General features: G+C 36.4%; 16 protein-coding genes and 1 pseudogene. 3 read left to right on the top strand and 14 right to left on the bottom strand.

Annotation, left to right across the window (positions count from 1 at the left end; all coding sequences use genetic code 11):
- Nucleotides 1-22: 22 nt before the first annotated feature.
- The 6 genes from B9T29_RS11840 to B9T29_RS16610 form a co-directional block, all read right to left on the bottom strand.
- On the bottom strand, nucleotides 23-379 hold the full coding sequence (locus B9T29_RS11840; protein ID WP_086176151.1) for a roadblock/LC7 domain-containing protein: 357 nt from the start codon (nucleotides 377-379) through the stop codon (nucleotides 23-25).
- A gap of 71 nt (nucleotides 380-450) precedes the next feature.
- On the bottom strand, nucleotides 451-993 hold the full coding sequence (locus B9T29_RS11845) for a GTP-binding protein (RefSeq protein ID WP_086176118.1): 543 nt from the start codon (nucleotides 991-993) through the stop codon (nucleotides 451-453).
- Between the two features lie 344 nt (nucleotides 994-1,337).
- Nucleotides 1,338-2,558, bottom strand: a complete 1,221-nt coding sequence (locus B9T29_RS11850; RefSeq protein WP_086176119.1) for a tyrosine-type recombinase/integrase — start codon at nucleotides 2,556-2,558, stop codon at nucleotides 1,338-1,340.
- Between the two features lie 433 nt (nucleotides 2,559-2,991).
- A complete protein-coding gene (locus B9T29_RS11855) occupies nucleotides 2,992-3,384 on the bottom strand; it encodes a GntR family transcriptional regulator (RefSeq protein ID WP_228146598.1) in 393 nt (130 codons plus the stop codon).
- Between the two features lie 217 nt (nucleotides 3,385-3,601).
- Nucleotides 3,602-4,135: an SDR family NAD(P)-dependent oxidoreductase gene (locus tag B9T29_RS11860; protein WP_228146599.1), complete on the bottom strand. Its 534-nt coding sequence runs from the start codon at nucleotides 4,133-4,135 to the stop codon at nucleotides 3,602-3,604.
- A complete protein-coding gene (locus tag B9T29_RS16610; protein WP_228146600.1) occupies nucleotides 4,128-4,310 on the bottom strand; it encodes a hypothetical protein in 183 nt (60 codons plus the stop codon). The genes B9T29_RS11860 and B9T29_RS16610 overlap by 8 nt, the downstream gene beginning before the upstream one ends.
- A 383-nt stretch (nucleotides 4,311-4,693) precedes the next feature.
- Here B9T29_RS16610 and B9T29_RS16615 point away from each other — a divergent pair.
- Nucleotides 4,694-4,883, top strand: a pseudogene (locus tag B9T29_RS16615) (Y-family DNA polymerase); the annotation flags it as partial.
- Nucleotides 4,884-5,144: 261 nt separating this feature from the next.
- Here B9T29_RS16615 and B9T29_RS11870 read toward each other — a convergent pair.
- The 6 genes from B9T29_RS11870 to B9T29_RS11895 form a co-directional block, all read right to left on the bottom strand.
- Nucleotides 5,145-8,342, bottom strand: a complete 3,198-nt coding sequence (locus B9T29_RS11870) for a site-specific integrase (RefSeq protein ID WP_086176120.1) — start codon at nucleotides 8,340-8,342, stop codon at nucleotides 5,145-5,147.
- A 4-nt stretch (nucleotides 8,343-8,346) separates the two neighbouring features.
- Nucleotides 8,347-10,680, bottom strand: a complete 2,334-nt coding sequence (locus tag B9T29_RS11875; RefSeq protein WP_086176153.1) for a hypothetical protein — start codon at nucleotides 10,678-10,680, stop codon at nucleotides 8,347-8,349.
- Between the two features lie 12 nt (nucleotides 10,681-10,692).
- Nucleotides 10,693-11,157 carry a hypothetical protein gene (locus tag B9T29_RS11880; RefSeq protein ID WP_171264045.1) on the bottom strand — a complete coding sequence of 155 codons (465 nt, stop codon included), beginning with the start codon at nucleotides 11,155-11,157 and terminating at the stop codon, nucleotides 10,693-10,695.
- A gap of 252 nt (nucleotides 11,158-11,409) precedes the next feature.
- Nucleotides 11,410-12,465: an NAD(P)-dependent alcohol dehydrogenase gene (locus B9T29_RS11885; protein WP_086176121.1), complete on the bottom strand. Its 1,056-nt coding sequence runs from the start codon at nucleotides 12,463-12,465 to the stop codon at nucleotides 11,410-11,412.
- 48 nt (nucleotides 12,466-12,513) lie between these two features.
- Entirely contained in the window at nucleotides 12,514-13,152 is a 639-nt protein-coding gene (locus tag B9T29_RS11890) for a carboxymuconolactone decarboxylase family protein (protein WP_086176122.1), read from the bottom strand.
- 107 nt (nucleotides 13,153-13,259) lie between these two features.
- Entirely contained in the window at nucleotides 13,260-13,754 is a 495-nt protein-coding gene (locus B9T29_RS11895) for a cupin domain-containing protein (protein WP_086176123.1), read from the bottom strand.
- A 211-nt stretch (nucleotides 13,755-13,965) separates the two neighbouring features.
- Here B9T29_RS11895 and B9T29_RS11900 point away from each other — a divergent pair, with 211 nt between their 5' ends.
- Complete coding sequence (locus B9T29_RS11900; protein WP_086176124.1) at nucleotides 13,966-14,853, top strand: AraC family transcriptional regulator; 888 nt, start codon at nucleotides 13,966-13,968, stop codon at nucleotides 14,851-14,853.
- 33 nt (nucleotides 14,854-14,886) lie between these two features.
- Here the strand turns inward: B9T29_RS11900 and B9T29_RS11905 are convergent, their stop codons facing one another.
- Both B9T29_RS11905 and B9T29_RS11910 read right to left on the bottom strand, forming a co-directional pair.
- Nucleotides 14,887-15,789, bottom strand: a complete 903-nt coding sequence (locus B9T29_RS11905; RefSeq protein WP_086176125.1) for a LysR family transcriptional regulator — start codon at nucleotides 15,787-15,789, stop codon at nucleotides 14,887-14,889.
- 338 nt (nucleotides 15,790-16,127) lie between these two features.
- Nucleotides 16,128-17,309: an MFS transporter gene (locus B9T29_RS11910; protein ID WP_086176126.1), complete on the bottom strand. Its 1,182-nt coding sequence runs from the start codon at nucleotides 17,307-17,309 to the stop codon at nucleotides 16,128-16,130.
- Nucleotides 17,310-17,642: 333 nt separating this feature from the next.
- On the opposite strand from B9T29_RS11910, the gene B9T29_RS11915 reads away from it, so the two are divergent.
- A complete protein-coding gene (locus tag B9T29_RS11915; protein ID WP_086176127.1) occupies nucleotides 17,643-18,707 on the top strand; it encodes an alpha/beta hydrolase in 1,065 nt (354 codons plus the stop codon).
- Nucleotides 18,708-18,749 lie beyond the last annotated feature (42 nt).

Here is an 18,749-nt window from a genome sequence, read left to right on the forward strand (position 1 = left end):
GTGTTTTCATGGAGGTAATCATCTATGCATTTATTTTGGCTAAAAATTTTGAGGTTTTCTTGACTTCATAGCGCATTTGTCCCATCAGAACATCAGATGAGCCTACTGCTACAATCAGCATTGGATAGTGGGCATGTTCTACCCCCGTTAACACGACATGACCATTCTCTGCATCGAGTGAAAGCGTCTTACAGCCGATCAAGTTGATTTCTGAAATGAAGGCAGATATCATCGCTAAGATTGAGCTACTGACCGCCGCAATTTTCCCCGTATTTTCCAGCTTTTTTTTACTAGCCAAAGCCAATTGAAAACCGTCAGAAGAACACAGCATGACAAAATCGAGGCCGCTCACGTTATTTAATAGTTCATGAATTTGCATACGACCAGTTTCAATCAATGATTGAGGAATCTGGCGCGAAAGAGGATTGATATTCACTTTGATTTCATCCTTTAAAGCATAACCATGCTGCGAGTTTCAATAGCAGCAATTAAGACTTCCACCATCAGCAGTACATCATCTTTTTGTCTGGCATCGACCGCAAATATTGGGTAACTGTAGTGGTGTAAACTCATCCAATCCCGATAAATCTTGAGGATCTGATCCTGTTGTTGATCGAGATGAGTAATCCCAATCACAATATTTTCACTATAGCCTTGAAAAGCATTGAGATAGGTTTGCAAATCTTGCAAACGCTCTGCACGTGAATGATCAATTAAAATACCGATACCAATGGCACCTTTACAGACAATAGACCACATAAAATCAAAGCGATCCTGACCGGGAGTGCCATACAGTCCGATTTTGGTATCATCTTCAAGCACGATTTCACCATAGTCGATTCCTACCGTGGTGGAATATTTGCTATGCCTATTTATGTCAGTATTCATGGCTTCGGTTTCTATGACCGGAATGTCAGAGAGCGCTTTAATGGCTGCCGATTTTCCAGCGCCCATACTCCCGCCAAAAACAATCTTGTATTGCTGTAAAATCATATAGATACTCATTTTATCAAGGCTGAATAGATTTATATAAAGTCAGTTTGGCGGTTTTTTACTTAAAGCAGCCAGAATTGAACTGCATATTTAAATCATTCGTTTGGACTGTCGCTGGAACCAAGCAATAATGATATAAAGTTGCCATAAGCCGAAATTTAAAAATTCGTCATATGTTGGGAAGTGAGCTTAGGCTTTGGAGTGTGAATAAACTGTGAATTTATTTGATATTTCACACATTAATGTGACTTTTATGTGCTAGAACACATTTAAATTATTTTTATTATCACTGATAAAAATTTCTAGTCTATAAGGCAGACCGCCCACCTTAGTCTTCTAATAGATTAATCTTGTACAGCCTGATCCTTAATCAGGCTGGCTATATAATTCCCCCACCACTGCATCATTTCAATACGTTGTACAAGATATTCAGCATGATTATAGCTTGCCCGCGTTTTATTTTTATCCGTATGTGATAGTTGCGCTTCAATCCAATTGGATTGAAATAATCCAGATTCATTTAATATTGTACTAAAAGTAGAACGTAAACCATGTGCAGATAGTTCATCTTTATCATAGCCCATTTTTCGAATGGCTATATTCAATGTATTAAAATGCAGAGGTCTATCTGGATAACGGGGACTAGAAAATACATATTTTTCACCATGAGACCAGGCTAAGGCTGATTTTATCAGAGTCATTGCTTGGTTTGACAAAGGAACCAGGAAATCCGGAATATCATGGCCTAAAATGACTTTCCGTCGGAACTGTTTGATATGCAAAGCCGGTATTTTCCAAATTTTATTATCTAAATCAAAATGATGTGGTTCACAAAGTAGAAGCTCAGCTCCACGAACTCCAGTATAAAGTTTAAATAATAAGGCTTTTTTTATGATTGGATCCGTATTTACTTGACTCAATCTGGTGATAAAATTAGGTAAATCTTCTGATTTTAAATAAGGATAATTTTTTTTAATTTTAGTTTTTATTAATATTTTATTTAATCCGTGAGCAATATTATATTCACAGTAACCCATTGCCACAGCATAATCATAAATTTGGTTTAAATAACTGTAGGCTTTTTTAACCGGTTCCTTAACATGACGTGCTTCTATATTTTTAATGATAGTCACTAAATCATAGCGTTTCACTTCATTAAATGGAATATCTCCTAAATCAGGATAAATCTCATGATTTAAACATTTTTTTGCCAACTGAATAACACCACAACGGGGTTCATCTTTAAAAGAGTTTTTTATTTTAAACTCTAACCATTCTTCGCAAATGTCTTGAAATGTTTTTATATTTTTTTTATGTACTGTTTCATTTTTATAACCATTAAATTTATATTCATCCCGGGCGGTTCTTGCCTGTTTTAATGACATGAAAGGATATTCGCCCAAATTCACTCGCGGACGCTTATTTGTACCTTCTATTGAATAACGATAACTCCAGGATTTACGTCCATTCGCTTCCACCTTCAAACTTAAGCCATCGTCATCTGTAAGAAAATAAACTTTTTCCTTGGGCTTGGACTGGCGTATCTTCGCTTCCGTAAGACTCATAAATTTAAACCCAACCACTAAAATGACACTGCAGATTTTAATTATAGCAAATTTAAGCAATTTTTATGTGATGCGTATGATACGCATCATATAAAAATGTAAGATATTATTTTTATTAGGTAAATATTATAAAAATTAGTTTTTAGTAACCAGTATAGTTACCATCACTACATACTTAAATATCCAACTGATCAAGCTTCATTTATGCAATTTTAAAAAGAGCTAATCTGGCCATCTTACAAAATTCGAAGATGACCTCTTAAAAATCCCATCTATCAAATTGTTAAAATCACGATTGCTATCTGTAGGAGGAGTTGAATAGGTAGTTATTTGAACGATTGGAGCTTTTCTATATTCATGGTAAAAGATCCTAAGTAAATCTTATTTACATAGCAATATAAAAACACGATCTTTTTAATAACAATGTATTAGGTCAGATATCAATAAGTATTCTTCCATTTATTTTTAGTTTAGTGTTATTATCTATCGCTTCTCGGAACTGTTTTTGAATCTGTTTGAGTTGCTCTATATCTGTTTTGCTGGCATTAATTGCTGCCAATTGCGTTGTTGCAATATAAATGAGTGGTGCAGCCAGAAAGAAATTTCTTAATGAGTGATGACTCATAGATGAAACGCGAACAGGTCTATTCGGTTCTAATTCAAGATAGCCTTCAGCCGCCATTTGTCTGATCAGTTCACGGACAGGAGGTCGAGATAAACCGAATTCTTCACTTAAAGTGACTTCGTCTAAAACAGCTCCTGGCGCTAATTCCATACTGATAATACGGCGCTTTAATGTTTCAGCTAAAAGTGCTTTTTTGTCCATGAACTCCCTCTCCTTGATTTCACTCTTTGTTCAAGAGTGAGAACCCTGTATACAGATTGTCTATTCTGTATTTTTTAAAATAATACAATCTGTATACAGGTGGATGAGATAATGAATCGGACAGAAAATATAATATTTCTTCATGTCTAAAACAGGGGTTGATCGGACTGATTTATCCTAATTGTCTAAACAGAATTTATAGATGTGGACTGTAGGATCACCACGCCATTTCATTACCCTGAAAATCAATAAACTGTTGTTCAGTCTTTCCAAGAAAACCTTCTATCACGCGTACAATTCCTGTGGTGCTCTCTTTAACAGTGACAGGTGCATGACTTCCCCCCATTTCAGTTTGAACCCAACCTGGATGTAAATTCAGGACACCGATTTGTGCTGGAATGGCCTCATTTTGTGCAAAACCACGGGTAATACTGTTCAGCGCAGCCTTACTGGCACGATACAACTCCATACTGCCATCATCGTTTAAAGCAATACTGCCCATACGTGAGCTCATAAATGCAATCACGCTGTTTACTTTCATTAGAGGAAGAAATTTTCTAGCAATTGTTACAGGTGCAATGCTATTGACCCAAAACAGATTCGAAATTTCATTTGGCGTACAGTGCTCAACGCGTTGATGTTCTGGTCCTGAAATACCCGCAGAAACCAAGAGTAGATCAATGGAATGCTCAGGATACTTGCTGATGATGCTATTGGCAGTTTGCTCATGGCTTAAATCTAATTCAGCCAATTCCAGTTTGTCTGGATGCTGCTGAAAGCAGTTGATTCAGATCGGCAGGCACTTGGCTTGTATCTCGAATAGTCGCGATTACACTCCAATGCTGATTAAGTAACTCACGAGCCAGTCCTAAACCAATTCCTCTTGAAGCACCTACTACAATTGCACGCTGATTTTCTTTAGTCATAAATGTACCTATTCATTATATATTTCATGGTGTAAGAATCATCTTAAAGGTGAATGTCATTCTAGGAATAATCAAGTAATTCAGCATAATTTATATCAATGACTATTACTAAGGTTAGTTAATATTTTCCAGATTCAATAACAAGCTTAATCAATCTACCTTTGATTTATCTATTATATTTTTAATTCTCACCCGAACATTCACTCAGGAAAAGTAGCCTCCAACAAACTCGATATGGTTCACTCACCGATATAGTTGGATATTTTGGTATAGACATTTCTATAGAAAAGTTAGTTTTTTTAATTTCCTATGAAAATTAAAATTAAAATTAAAAATATTATCAATTACTTAAAAATATACATACCATATTAACAAACTCTTAGATTGATGAATATTTACTAAAACTTACTGCCTATGAGTACCTATTTGACCTCACATAATATGCACAAAACATGAGAACTAAAGCATTTCGATGTTTAGGTCTATCCTGCTGCTGGGATCGGTCGATCAAAAACCGAAGCAAAAATTGCCAATCATTTCGCCAAGAAAAACAAGTTTTTTGGTTGCATGTGTATTGGAGTAAATTTTGTTGTAATACATGCAAAAGATAAAAAATTGATGGCGTTTTATCAGCGTTTGAGTTCTATTCCGTTAATATCAAATCCATAAGATTACTATTTCCAGTGAATGAAGTACCTAATCCCTGCTCAAATGGTTCACTAGGAGCAGCTAGTAAACCACGAACAAGAAAGTGGGCCAGACTTCTCCAGTAATTTACATTTACTTATAAACAGGGAAAATTTTTAAACAATCCTTTTTCTCAATTTGCTTAGGCTATTGAATCCAGAGTTCATCTTCTTGCATGATTTTTAACATTAGATTAAATAAAACCAGAACAGTCACATTTTTATTAGAGTCTTTTCTTTGAAAACTGAATTGAACTGTTCGCTCAGGTGCATTCATATTAACTGGATAATTTTGTTTATCTAAATTTAAGTCTTTTCCTAATATTGGCTCTATTCCAGCAATAAAACTTCTAATTCGTTGCTCATCGTCTTTATCTCGACATACAAAATGCAAAAAATTCTTACGCAACTTACCAAAGAGTAATAATATTTTTAGAGCATTCACCGTGATTTTTTTCAGATATATTTCTGGTTCCTTATCTTTTTGATCGTGCAAGTCAAGGAGGGTATTTAGATCATTTGAATGAGACAACTTTTTAGCCTTATTGTGAATTTCTTCAAACCAACCTTCATCTAAAATTTCACTATTAACATTTTTAACCATTAACTTATATTTTTGGGAGTGCATCCATTTATTACTCATAAATTGACATCGTTGCATCCACTCTTTAGCTTGAGTATCCCCCCTTGCACGGCTAGCACTATAATTTATCAAACGCTGATAAGGAGTTAGAGCACTTTCTTTGATATTAAATTTCTTTTCTTTTCGATTTGAAACCTCAATAGGCTGTGTTTGCTGATAATAAAAATCAAACCATTTCTGCTGTTGGATATAACGATTTAAATCAATATCTTCTGTTCTTAAATTCACTTGGCCAGAACAATATTCTAGGACTTTTTTTGAAATCATACACGGCGAATTATAAATTCGATCAACAATTAATAAATCTAGGACATGAAGATAATTTGAAGCTGTCTGTTCGATACTACTATGCCCCATCCAAGCGGCAAGCACTTGCCATTTATGTTGAATGATCTTTTCATTAGCGCGTGCTTTAACACCAAACAATAAATCCCGCATCTTTTTTGCTTTTATCCAAGAACAATCTGTGTATGTCTTGATCATTTCTTTTGAACCTAGCAAAGTTATTGCTAGATAGTTAGCAGCACTGTGACGCAAAGTATGAAAACTAAAGCCATGATGCATACCTAATATCCGATTAAACAAATCTACTGTAATTTTGCTGATACATTGATCAGTTAACACCCGATGATTAACACTAAATAGCAGGTCATCTTTTTGATTAACCAAATATTGCTCATAACGGTGCTGTATATAACGTTGTACTATTAAAAATTCATCTTCTGACAATGCAATTTTCAGTGGTATTTGGCGATTTGCACTTTGCGTCTTCAACCGGCGATATGAATTGTCTCGGATATGAAGCGTGATATTATTAAAAATTGAACTTTTCCCATCTTTAAAGAGTAACTCTGGGCAAATAATATCTTGTATTTTAAGACAACGAACTTCATTCAATCGAAGTCCAGTTCTATAACTCAGTAAATACATCAACTTTAAACAACTAAGATGATCAACCCATTCTGATGCTGTTGGTTCCTGACTTAAGCTTTCTAATTGTTCCAACAGCTTGCCAAATAGCGAAGGACTCACTAAGCGTGCATTGCAAATATGTAAATGCTTAAAACTTGAATTCTGTAACACCAATACCTCTGGTGCATCATAGTTCTCTATACAAAATTGATGAAAATCTTTGAGACGACCAAAACGGTATTCTGCAGTTTGGTGCATCTTACGAGAGGTTTTTCCTTTAACCAAATCACGTTGAACTGCTTTTTCATCACGCTCACTACTGTAGTTCAATAGCTGCCGATATAAATCTTCATAATCATCAATGGATTGTTGATTTAAATCCAATTTATTGAGCCAAATTTCAAATATAAATTCTTTACCAAACGATCCTAAGTAGCTTTCAATGGTTGATAATTGAAGCCCTCTTTTTTTTAAATGCACTAACCAGTGAATTAAGCGTAGTTGAGCATCAATTAAAGACTTTTCTTCCGTATTAGCATCACTCATCTTCTCCTCTAACACACTTCTGGTTTCTTGCCAATAACGTAGCGTTCGTTCTTCTTTATTCCTCTTTTTATCTAAGCGCTCAACTTGTTTACGTCTACTCTTCTTTTGATCAAACAACATCAACTCATACGGTATCGTTTGTAATTTGCTTTGAGCAGTCGGAACTTCAGGATGTAACTGCTCTTGTTCAAAATGAATAGGTCGGTTCTCTTGCCCAATATGATCGTGTTCATTACTCCACAGCAATCTTAATTCAGATGGCCTTAAGACCACAGTATTGATCTCTTGTTGTAGCACATTACTCAAAAAAATATCTAAACTGAGTTTTGAATTAAACTCGAGTACCATTTGCACATCATTAAATGCACGAAATCCACGGCGTTTAATTTGATATTTTAAATCTCCCAAACTTTTGTTCGGGCTCATTTTGCTCAGGCTTTCCAAAATACAATCATGTAATGTTACTTGCAGTCGATATTCTTTATGAGTCGCTTTCAATCTTTTCAAATATTGCAAGAATAACTGAGCATATGGATTTAAAAAAATATGTCTCCACTGGTATAACTTCCGCTGTTCTACGTCATTACCGTATTGGGAGTTTTCAACACGATAATGCAGTAACAATGGATTAGTGATCTTTTTGTAGCGGGAATGATATAAGCGTAAACAATTCAAATCTGTATTAAATTCAATAGCCTCCTGCAATTGCTTCTGGATGGCAATCAGATGCTGTTCGTCTGCACAGCCTGAAATATAGATCAAACTTAAGCATAAATTCCCCCATAAACTTTTAGAATCATCCCAATATTCAAGTGAATCTTTCCAATATCGTTTCAACTCATTGAGTACCTGAGCATGTAACTGCCCCTGTTTTAACCGTGACTCCGTACTTTCAATTTTTCGAGGTAGCACAATACGTTTAGTATTTGGATTTAGCTTTATCTCGTATGGTTTTGCATTTAGCTTTGTAAGGTTGAATTGCTTTCTTCTTTTATTAAATTCATTTTCAGTAAATTGCATCAGCTTGGATTGTTCAGCTCGGCTCAATTTACGACTCAAATATTCAACACCATCTTTAAGATCATGCCATTTTTCCTTGATCTGCTGATCAAGTTTTTGCTGCATATCTTGCGTCAATACTTCATGTGAAGAAGGCTGTCTATCTAGCGACTTCTTCACCAATTTCTCAATATCAACAAATAGATCGTCTAGTCGCGTTTTTATTAGTTCTTTGATTTCTTGCATACAACTATTTTCGCTCTAAGTGTTGAATTGATAAAGATTTGATATTCTCTTGAAGCTGCTGACGAACTTGTTGCACATATACATTCGGAATAACTGAAGAATGAGGATGAAACGCCTCGCGGTCGCGTTGGTCATGACCATAAAGGGCCTGAATTAAGTGAAATGCTAATGATGGTTTACCCTCTTGCTGCTCATGCATCAAAAAGTTCATGTCAAAATGACGTAACCAATTCGAATACATTTTTTTAGGAAAGACTCCTTGCATATATGTATTTACCCAGCTCCTCGATAATGGGATTAACTTAATTTTTTTACTCTGCCACTCTTTGGCAGTCATCGGAAGGCTCTCTTTACTAACTATGATCATTCCAAAAAGATCATTTATAGTAATTTTCTTCTTTACAAAGACTTGTCTAAAAAGTGAACCGTATGCTTCAATAATTTGTTCTAAAAAAGCGGTGTAATTTTGTAATGCTTTGAAGAAAAAATCAGTTAAAGGAATAAAACGACCATCCTTTCTTGCCTTGCTATTCTTTTTATCGTTTACATATAAAATTTTAAGCTCAAAGCAATAATCTTCCAAATCACCCAACAGATTTTTATTAGGCCGTCTGGCCAAGCTTAGCAAGCTAACATGCCACATCCAACATGCGTATGCATTCAGTTGATTAATGATATGTTGATCTTTTTGAACACTTTCCTGACAATGCCTATGTAAAATATCAAATTGATCTTTCACAAAATTGGGTTCGAGTGCCAATTGACTCCCTACCCTCCCTTCAGATTTCACTACAAATTGTTGCTGCAATAATTTTAGTTCAGCTGTATCTTCTGCAAATTGAGCTGAATGCGGTGTAAGTGCTTCTACTAAATAGGATAAATATGTGGTATCGAGTTGAGCTTTTGGTAGCCCTCCATAGTAGATACCAGGCATGTGATGCTGACTATCCCGCCCCGCAATCACATGAGCAAGATATTCATTATATGTTTCATAATATATGTGAAAATATAATTGTGCTTGAAGTTTTTCAGCCGTGATCGAGCCTACGAACTGATTATCAAGCCATTGCTTAAGCTTATTATTGATCTTGGCTGAAGTGATCAGCTGTGGCTTAGATACTTGTTCTATGTAGTCAAACCATGCCGCAGGTAGATGTAATTGATGCGACATCTCTTCATTCCATCGCACATGCTTTAAACTCTGAATTTTCTGCTCTGAAATTTTTAAATCTAAATTGAGTAAATATTCCCGTCGTTTTCTTGAACCATTTTGGATCAAAATTCCATCTTGAATAAGCTCGTTAAAATCCATCAGTGCTATGGGAGATAATCCAGTCAAAAGTGACAATAAACATGCTGCAGCGATTGCAGCATCACTCCAGTGCCCAGATAATTCTGTTCTCAACACATAAACAATTTGCTTCAGTACCTCTGGCGCCAAATAATGTGGATTTGTAACAAAAGGAGCATGACGGCGTTGGCGATGCCGCATTAGATGCGTCGCATTATCACTGAGGATATAGTTTAAATTTTTAGACTTTTCATCTTCTGAATAAAACTCCATTTCAGGATCTAATAGATCAACTTCACCATCTTCATCTTTGTGAAGAGAGGCATCAAAAAAACTGATCTTTGCGTTATGTCCAATATCTACTTGCTTTCCTGATCTTATTTCACGAGATATTCTGACTTCATTTTTCGTTGGCCATTGTAAAGCTTTGCCTTGTTTTGACTTACGTTGACGATGAACAACACGACCATCATCTAGCCGTTTAAATATGATCAATAGTGCCGACAAATATTCTATTACTTGTGTTTCTTGAAAATCATTAATATTAAAAAGTTGATTACGATCCTCCTTTTTCAAGTTACGTTCGTACATGACATAACGATTTAGTAGCTCACTGCATTCTTGAAATAATTCAGCATGAATAGAATCCAGAACATATCGTGATACATAGCGAAAGAGATCACAAACATGTTTTTGCTTATTCTCAGCCTTTTTTATTTTTGCAAATTCTTGATACTGCCGATATGTTAAAAAACTCGCTTGCAGAATCAAATAACGTTCAGACGACAACTCTTGAGTATTACTAGTATTCGGACATGCAAAATAACTTAAAGAAGCTAGCAAATAATACTTACCAATTTGTCTCGAGCTGGATATATAGCCATATATCTGTTGCGCCATTTTATATAGAGTACGGACTATTTCATACAAATCATCTGATAGATCAACAAATTGTGTATTCACAACATGATCACGTAACAGACAATAATCTTGTTGAAATTTTTCTGCTAAATCTAAGAATTGCTCTTGTGTTTCAATGTTTGGCATATTCATTTTCGCTTAATTTTTTATCAAATTGAATTTACAAAATTCATTTCGATCTGAACAATTTGGTAAAAGTTGATCTTTTATTGAATTCTTTGTCAGCTGAAAAAATCGAGCAAAAAATTTAGCATCTAGTGCTTTCTGGGCTTTTCTCTCAAAGCACAAATGTTGCTGTGACTTTTCGATAAACTCATCAAGATTATGTATCAACTGTAAGATTGCAACATAATTAGAATGCACACGTAAGCCAGGCTCCGTTTGCATTAGTAGCAGGATTTTTTGCCAAATTTTCACATAGATTATTTTGAACTTTGCTTGTACTACTACTTTCTGACTCTGTTTAATCTTTTTGATTTTCAGTAATTCTGAGTTGATTTTTACTATCTCAAGTTGAACATTTTTTCGGTCAAAGCAAAAAGGCAATATAAATTGCCCCATAAAAATCTCTATATTTTTTATCAAATGTTCAAATTTCAACATTTCTCTTTATAGTAAAAATGAATATTATTTCTTATATGAAATTTTATTTAATTTATCAACTCAATTTATTCAAAATTACAATTCTCAATAAAAACATGTAGTTTTCCTGTTAAATGTGATCTAATCCTTATAAATTCTTCCACTTTTTTTTAGTTTTCTGTTATTTCTTAAAGATAAACGCTCGTGAAAATCACTAAACAGCATTTATGGTCAACCACATTCATCTTGTGGCTGACCGACTTGATGTAGTATTTAAATGTTCTTAGTCAATGATTTCATATCAATCACAAAACGATATTTCACATCACTTTTGAGCATACGCTCAAAAGCTTCATTGATATTTTGCATATCAATCATCTCAACATCAGAAACAATATTGTACTCCCCACAGAAATCTAGAAGTTCCTGAGTTTCCTTGATCCCACCAATGACTGAACCTGCAATTGATTTTCTACCCAAAATCATTGGCACTGAATTGGCACTGATCTCTCCTAAATATCCCACCAGTACAATTGTTCCATTTAGAGCTAAGGTTGGAATATAAGGTTTCAAGTCATGGTCATAAGGTACGGTATCAAGAATTAAATCAAACTGGTTGGCTACTGAATTCATTTGCGATTCATCGGTAGATAAAACAACATGATGTGCACCTAACTGTTTTGCATTCTCTTCCTTATTGACAGAGCGGGTAAATAATGTCACTTCTGCTCCTAAGGCATTGGCAAGTTTAATTGCCATATGTCCCAAACCACCCAAGCCTACTACAGCCACTTTGCTGCCTTTTCCAACATTCCAGTGACGCAGTGGTGACCACGTAGTAACTCCAGCACAAAGTATCGGTGGTACCGCTTTTGTATCCAAACTTTCAGGAACTTTAAGAACAAAATTTTCACTGCAAATGATCGTTTGGGAATAACCACCATAAGTTGGTCGCTGGTCATGACGATCCACACTACCATATGTTTGAGTATTACCCTCTTCACAATACTGTTCCAAGCCTGCATGACATGCTGGACAACTCTGGCATGAATCCACCATGCAACCAATACCAACCAGATCATTCACTTTAAACTTGGTTACTTTGGATCCAACTGAGCTAACACGTCCTACAATCTCATGACCAGGTACTAAAGGATAGGAACTAAATCCCCAGTCATTTCTAGCTTGGTGTAAATCGGAATGGCAGACACCACAATATTCAATTTTAATCACCACATCATCTTCACGTGGATTTCTGCGTTCAAATTTAAAGGGTACTAAAGGGCTTTGTGACGATTGTGCGGCATATCCCAATACTTCGATGGTCATATGTTTCTCCAATATTTAAGCTGTGGCTATTTATCTTTTAAGTCGCATTCAGTGTGATTGATCCTGAAAAATTGCATTGGCTTTTTTAAAGCGTTGCCCTATTTTCAGATTTACTTTTTCAGTTAATATTTTTTCTATCTCTTCAAAATTGTGAGAAGTAATCCCTTGATTTTTCGCGATCCCAAGATGTGATTGGAGCTGACTACCTACACCTTCCATTGAGGCCAGCATACCCAATGTGGCTATTTCACGCTCTTGCCAGCTCAGTACATCCCTAGAAAAAATATCTCCAAACAAATGGGCTTTTAGATATTCATCAATCTCAGGCGAAAATTCAAATAAAGGGCCTTTGACGGGTTGACCCACCAGTTGGGTTTGATTTTCTGTTCCCTGTATTTTCGCCTGATAATCCTGAGGCAATGCCTGACTATTTCCTCCCTCTGCATCGATAATGCCTTTAACTTTACGCTGTTCAAGTAACTGCATAAAGGTAGTTAACGCATTGAGGCTACGGGGAAAACCCGCATAGGCATAACTTTGTACCAAGATCGCCTTAATTTGATTGATGGTTAAACCTTGTTCAAGCCCATGAACGAGAGCTTGATTCAACTTATCCATGTCACCTGAGGCGGCAAACGCAGCAATCGGAATAATTGCCTGTTGCTGCTGAGATAAAGAATCTTCCACTTGCTGAATCTCCTTGATTTTTACAGTAGGTGATACAATTTCTGTCGCATACCCCCTAGGTAATAAAGTTCCTACCAAAGTGATTGATAAGAATAGACCTACAAATTTCAATGATTCGCCTCTTGGTACTGCTCATCCGAAACAGGTTCCAGCCAATCCACGTTATGGCCATTTTCATCTGTGCCAGTAAGTGCCAAATGAGTCATGGCTTTTTTGCCGCTTGCACCATGCCAGTGTTTTATTCCAGGTGGACAATAGATCACATCACCTACAGCAATTTTTTCAGCAGGTTTGCCCCATTCCTGTACAATGCCCTCACCCTCCGTCACAATCAAATATTGGCCTTTTGGATGGGTATGCCAGAATGAACGGGCATTTGCATTAAAACTAACATAGGCGCTGGGCGTATTAATCCCTTCTGTCACACTGGTTATAGGCTTAATCGCAACAGAACCTGTAAAATTCTTATCAGAACCATTCATCACTTGTTGCTCACTGGCTTTTTTAACGATTTGAGATTCAATACTAGATTGTTTATCCATTGCAGGTACTCCCATTGAAATCATTAAGCTGGTCACCAAAGTGACTGTTTTAATATTCATATTTCTTTCCCAAGTTGACAGCAACTCCTGTATTAAAAGTAGGAAATCAGGCTGAAGCGTTGTTATTTCCAAGTATAGAAATCAATCTTTGAATGCGTTGTTCCATTTCTCTTTCAAATTTGCCTATTCCTCCAAATTATTGTAATTCCCTCTACAATTCTGAATTGAAATACCTAGAATAAAGAAGCAGAGATAAATAGGTAAAATCTGAATGACAAATGTATCTTCGGGCAATAACGAAGAATTGATTCAGTTAATTGATCAATACACTAAACAAAACAAGAAATTTGAAATGACCATTCCTGGGCTGACGTTATATCGTGGAGATGCTCCCACCCAGCCTAGTAGCAATATATTGGATGCCAGTTTATGTCTAATCGCCCAAGGGAAAAAACAGGTTATTCTAAGTGAGGAAATTTACACTTATGATGCCAATCATTTTCTTTTTACCGCAATCGATTTGCCTGTGATTACCCAGATTATTGAAGCCTCAGTTGAACAGCCCTATCTTGCTCTGGTACTCAGACTAGATCCTTATGTATTGGCTCAACTCATGCTTGAAGCACATATTCCTTTCAAGCATACAAATAACGGCAAAAAGGGAATGGCTGTCGGGCAAGTGAGCCCGGAACTTAATGATGCCTTTGTGCGTTTATTAAAATTACTGGACAGGCCACAAGATATTGCGATCTTGTCCCCCCTTATTATCAAAGAAATTTTCTACCGCTTACTGATGAGTCCACAAGGTGAAAGGCTTAAGCGAATTGCGGCAACAGGCACAACGGGACATCGTATTGTTAAAGCGATTGAGTGGCTAAAAATCAATTTTGCAAAGTCTTTTAGTGTTGACGAACTAGCCAGCACTATGGGTATGAGTGCTTCAAGTTTCCATCAACACTTTCGTGACATTACCTCAATGAGTCCACTGCAATATCAGAAAAGAATCAGACTGACAGAAGCCCGTCGTTTATTGGTGACCGAAAATCGAGATATATCCTCAGTCAGCTTACAAGTCGGGTATGAAAGCCTGTCACAGTTTTCCAGAGAATATAAACGCTTTTTCGGAACATCACCTTCAGTCGATTATAAAAAATTATAATTTTTAAGAATCAATTTAATTGATACTACTAAGCTAATTCGGACTGCTTACTCTTAATCTATCAATAACAAGTTTCAAAGCTGGTGACTGCTGTCTACGATGAGGATAATACAAATGAAATCCTGGGTATGCTATTGCATACTCATCCAATACTTTTATTAATTGCCCTTGTAATAAACTGTCCTGAATGAGCTCTTCAGGAATATATGCAATGCCTTCTCCAGCCAATACTGCATCAGCAATAAGCTCAGAATCATTAAAGACCCATTGCCCAGAAACTTTAATTTTAGTTTCAATGCCTTCAACCAAGAACTCCCATTGATACAATCCACCTTGAGTAGACAATCGATAGCCAATACAGTTATGTTGAATCAAATCTTGAGGTTTTTCTGGGATGCCCTTTAGCGCAAGATATTCAGGCGTCGCCACCACAACCATTCTGACATCTGAACTAATCCGAACAGCGATCATTCCTTCCGCTACCCGACTACCAAAACGAACCCCTGCATCAAAACGTTCCGCTACAATATCAACCATGCCATTATTTGCAGTTAGCTCAATATTGATATCTGGATAAAGCTGCGTTAATTGCTTTAATTTCGGTAATAGCACATAACGGATAGCATGATGACTTGCATTTATTCTTACATTTCCCGCAGGTGTATCTCTTAGTTTCGACAGTAATGATAATTCATTATCTATATGATCAAAACTCGCTCCAATCGTTTGTCTTAGCTTCTCACCAGCCTCTGTTGGAGAAACGCTACGTGTAGTCCGAGTGAGCAACAACATCCCTAAACGCTCTTCCAGTCCACGAATGGTATGGCTCAAAGCAGACTGGGAAACACCTAGCTTACCTGCTGCCTTAGTAAAACTTCCTTCACGTGTCACCATCAGAAAGGCATATAGATCATTATAGTTCTCTTTTGTAATCATATAGATCCAGTATATGGTCCAGTAATTTAAGCGTTAATATTAGAAATAATACCACTTAGAAACGTATGATTTATTAATCCTATTCATGACTCTATCCCATTTTAGCTCCTTACTCATACATTTTCGTATTTCTATAATCTGTAATGCTCCGCACAAATAATTGAAGTTAAAAATAAAAAATCTATAACTCTTAAAAACTATAAGAGATTTGAACGAGGTATCTCCCTCTCACCACGTTCATTATTAAAAGAAATATATAAGCTCTAATCCAACATTCTGCCAGTAGCAATCGTCATCACTGTAATCATATCCATTTTTGAATTTCCGACTTAATTGGATTATTTCGTTGTCAAACGTGAAACCAGAATAGAGGAAATAACCAAGATAAGTGCACTGGCTACAAAAGTCATCTGATAACCACTCTGGTCAAATAAAATTCCACCTAGTGTTGAACCTAAAGCAATTGCAAGTTGAATCACGGCCACCATTAAACCGCCGCCCGCTTCTGCATCATTGGGTAAGGTACGTGCTAACCATCCCCACCACCCCACAGGTGCTGCTGTTGCTAAGAACCCCCAAATGCAAAGTAATACAGCAACGACAATCGTCCAAGTTCCAAAAAATACGAGTGACAATGCGATAGCAGCCATCATGATAGGAATAACGACCAAAGTTGCATAAAAACGACGCTTCAAGAACGTATTAATTACGGCAGTGCCAATAAATCCCATAACCCCAATACCCAGTAAAATAAGTGACAGGGTAAAAATATCAACTCGGGTTATAGTTTCCAAAAATGGTCGAACATAGGTATAAAGAGAAAACTGCCCCATGAAAAATAAACTGATCGCTAACATACCCATCATAACGACGGGATTACGCAATAACCCCAAAATGGATGATTGCTTTTCTGTTTGACGAGAAGTAGCTGGCATTGAAGGCAAACTCAACCATTGCCAGATAAAGGCAAGTACAGCCACAGGAACTAAGCATAAAAATGCCCCACGCCAGCCAATGATTGAACCGAGATAACTGCCTAAAGGAGCAGCAATCACCATTGCCAAGGCATTACCACTGTTAAAAATTGCTAATGCTTTAGGAACTTGTGAGCTTGGCACTAATCGCATTGCCATTGCGGCTGACATAGACCAAAAACCACCAATGACTAAACCAATCAACGCCCGACCTAGCATATAAACTGTATAATTTTGTGCAAGTGCCACGATTGCACCTGAAACCGCCATAATGGCCGTTAAAACTAACAAAAGTGTTTTACGATTCATCTCTCTTGCTAAACGAGAAATCGTCAAACTTGTGATGACAGCAAAAGCGCCTGAAATTGCAATTCCCTGCCCAGCCAAACCTTCTGTAACATTAAGATCTGTTGCAATCGGCGTTAGTAAACTCACTGGCATAAACTCTGATGCAATCAAGGCAAATACGCACAGGGTCATGGCAAATATGCCACTCCAGTATGCTGGCTGCTGTTCTATCTCGGAAGATTGATATGCAGTTGTCATAGACTTACTCTATAAAAATGAGAAAGCCATAATAAAGGTGCTACACATCCTGAATAAGTACCTTTCCATGAATAGAGTTATGTATATAATTCATGAATAATCAAAGTATAAATATCGTATTTTTAGCAGTTCTTGCATTTGCACTTTAAGAGAATCAAATAATTTTTCTTTAAACACATTATTTTCAGCCATTTAAAATTTTCACCATCCAATTAATGAATATCACTCATAAGTCTATGCTGTTTTTTTAGGCTAATACTCCTCTGAAAGAATAGATAAACTCTTTTCAATCCCTAAATTTATGAATCATCTTTTTTACAGGAAGCAGGAATCATGCAATCACATATAAAGAAATTTCGTAATGCGACTCTAACAGCAACCCTTATTGCAACAATGGGCTTATTGACTTCAACTTCAATAATGGCGGCAGATATGCCTAAAGATGCAGATAACTTCTATCAAAGTAGTCAAGTTACGATTCAAAAAGTGACATTCAAAAATCAATACAACATGAATGTTGTCGGTAATTTAGTTATTCCTAAAAATTTAACTAAGAATACTAAAGCTCCTGCAATTATTATAGGCCACCCAATGGGAGCGGTGAAAGAACAAAGCTCAATGCTTTATGCACAGAAATTGGCAGAGCAAGGCTTTATCACTTTAGCAATTGATTTACCGTTCTGGGGTGAAAGTGAGGGACAACCTCGCAACTTAGTTGCACCCGAACTCTATACAGAAGCTTTTAATGCTGCGGTAGATTATTTAGGTAGTCAAACTTTTATTGATCGTAATCGTATCGGCGTATTGGGTATTTGTGGTAGTGGTAGCTTTGCGATCAGTGCAGCAAAACTAGATCCTCGTTTAAAAGCTATTGCTACTGTTGCGATGTATGATATGGGTGCTGTAACACGTAACGGGTTAAATCACTCGCAGACACTTGAGCAACGTAAGAAAATGCTAGAAACAGCAGCAGAACAACGCTACTCAGAGTTTCAAGGTAAAGGAAAACAATGGATAAACTATTTACCTAAAACAGTCGATGCCAATAGCGATCCTATCGTAAGTGAATTTCATAACTTTTATCGAACACCACGCGGAGCAGCAATTCCTAAAGGTCAAACTTTAGAGCAAACTCAAAATAGAGCTTTAACCAGCGAAGTTAGATTTGTGAACTTCTATCCATTTAATGACATAGAAACCATCTCACCACGTCCAATGCTATTTATTACTGGTGATCAGGCACATTCCAAAGAGTTCAGTGAAGAGGTCTATAAACGTGCTGGTGAACCTAAAGAGCTATATTACGTCAAGGGTGCAGGCCACGTTGATCTTTATGACCGAGTTGATTTAATTCCTTTCGATAAATTAACCGATTTCTTTACTAAAAACTTAAAGTAATTTTTTAATTTAGCCAAGTTGAACAGACTCAAATCAACTTGG

The organism is Acinetobacter sp. ANC 3903 (genome assembly GCF_002135315.1).
Classification (GTDB): domain Bacteria; phylum Pseudomonadota; class Gammaproteobacteria; order Pseudomonadales; family Moraxellaceae; genus Acinetobacter.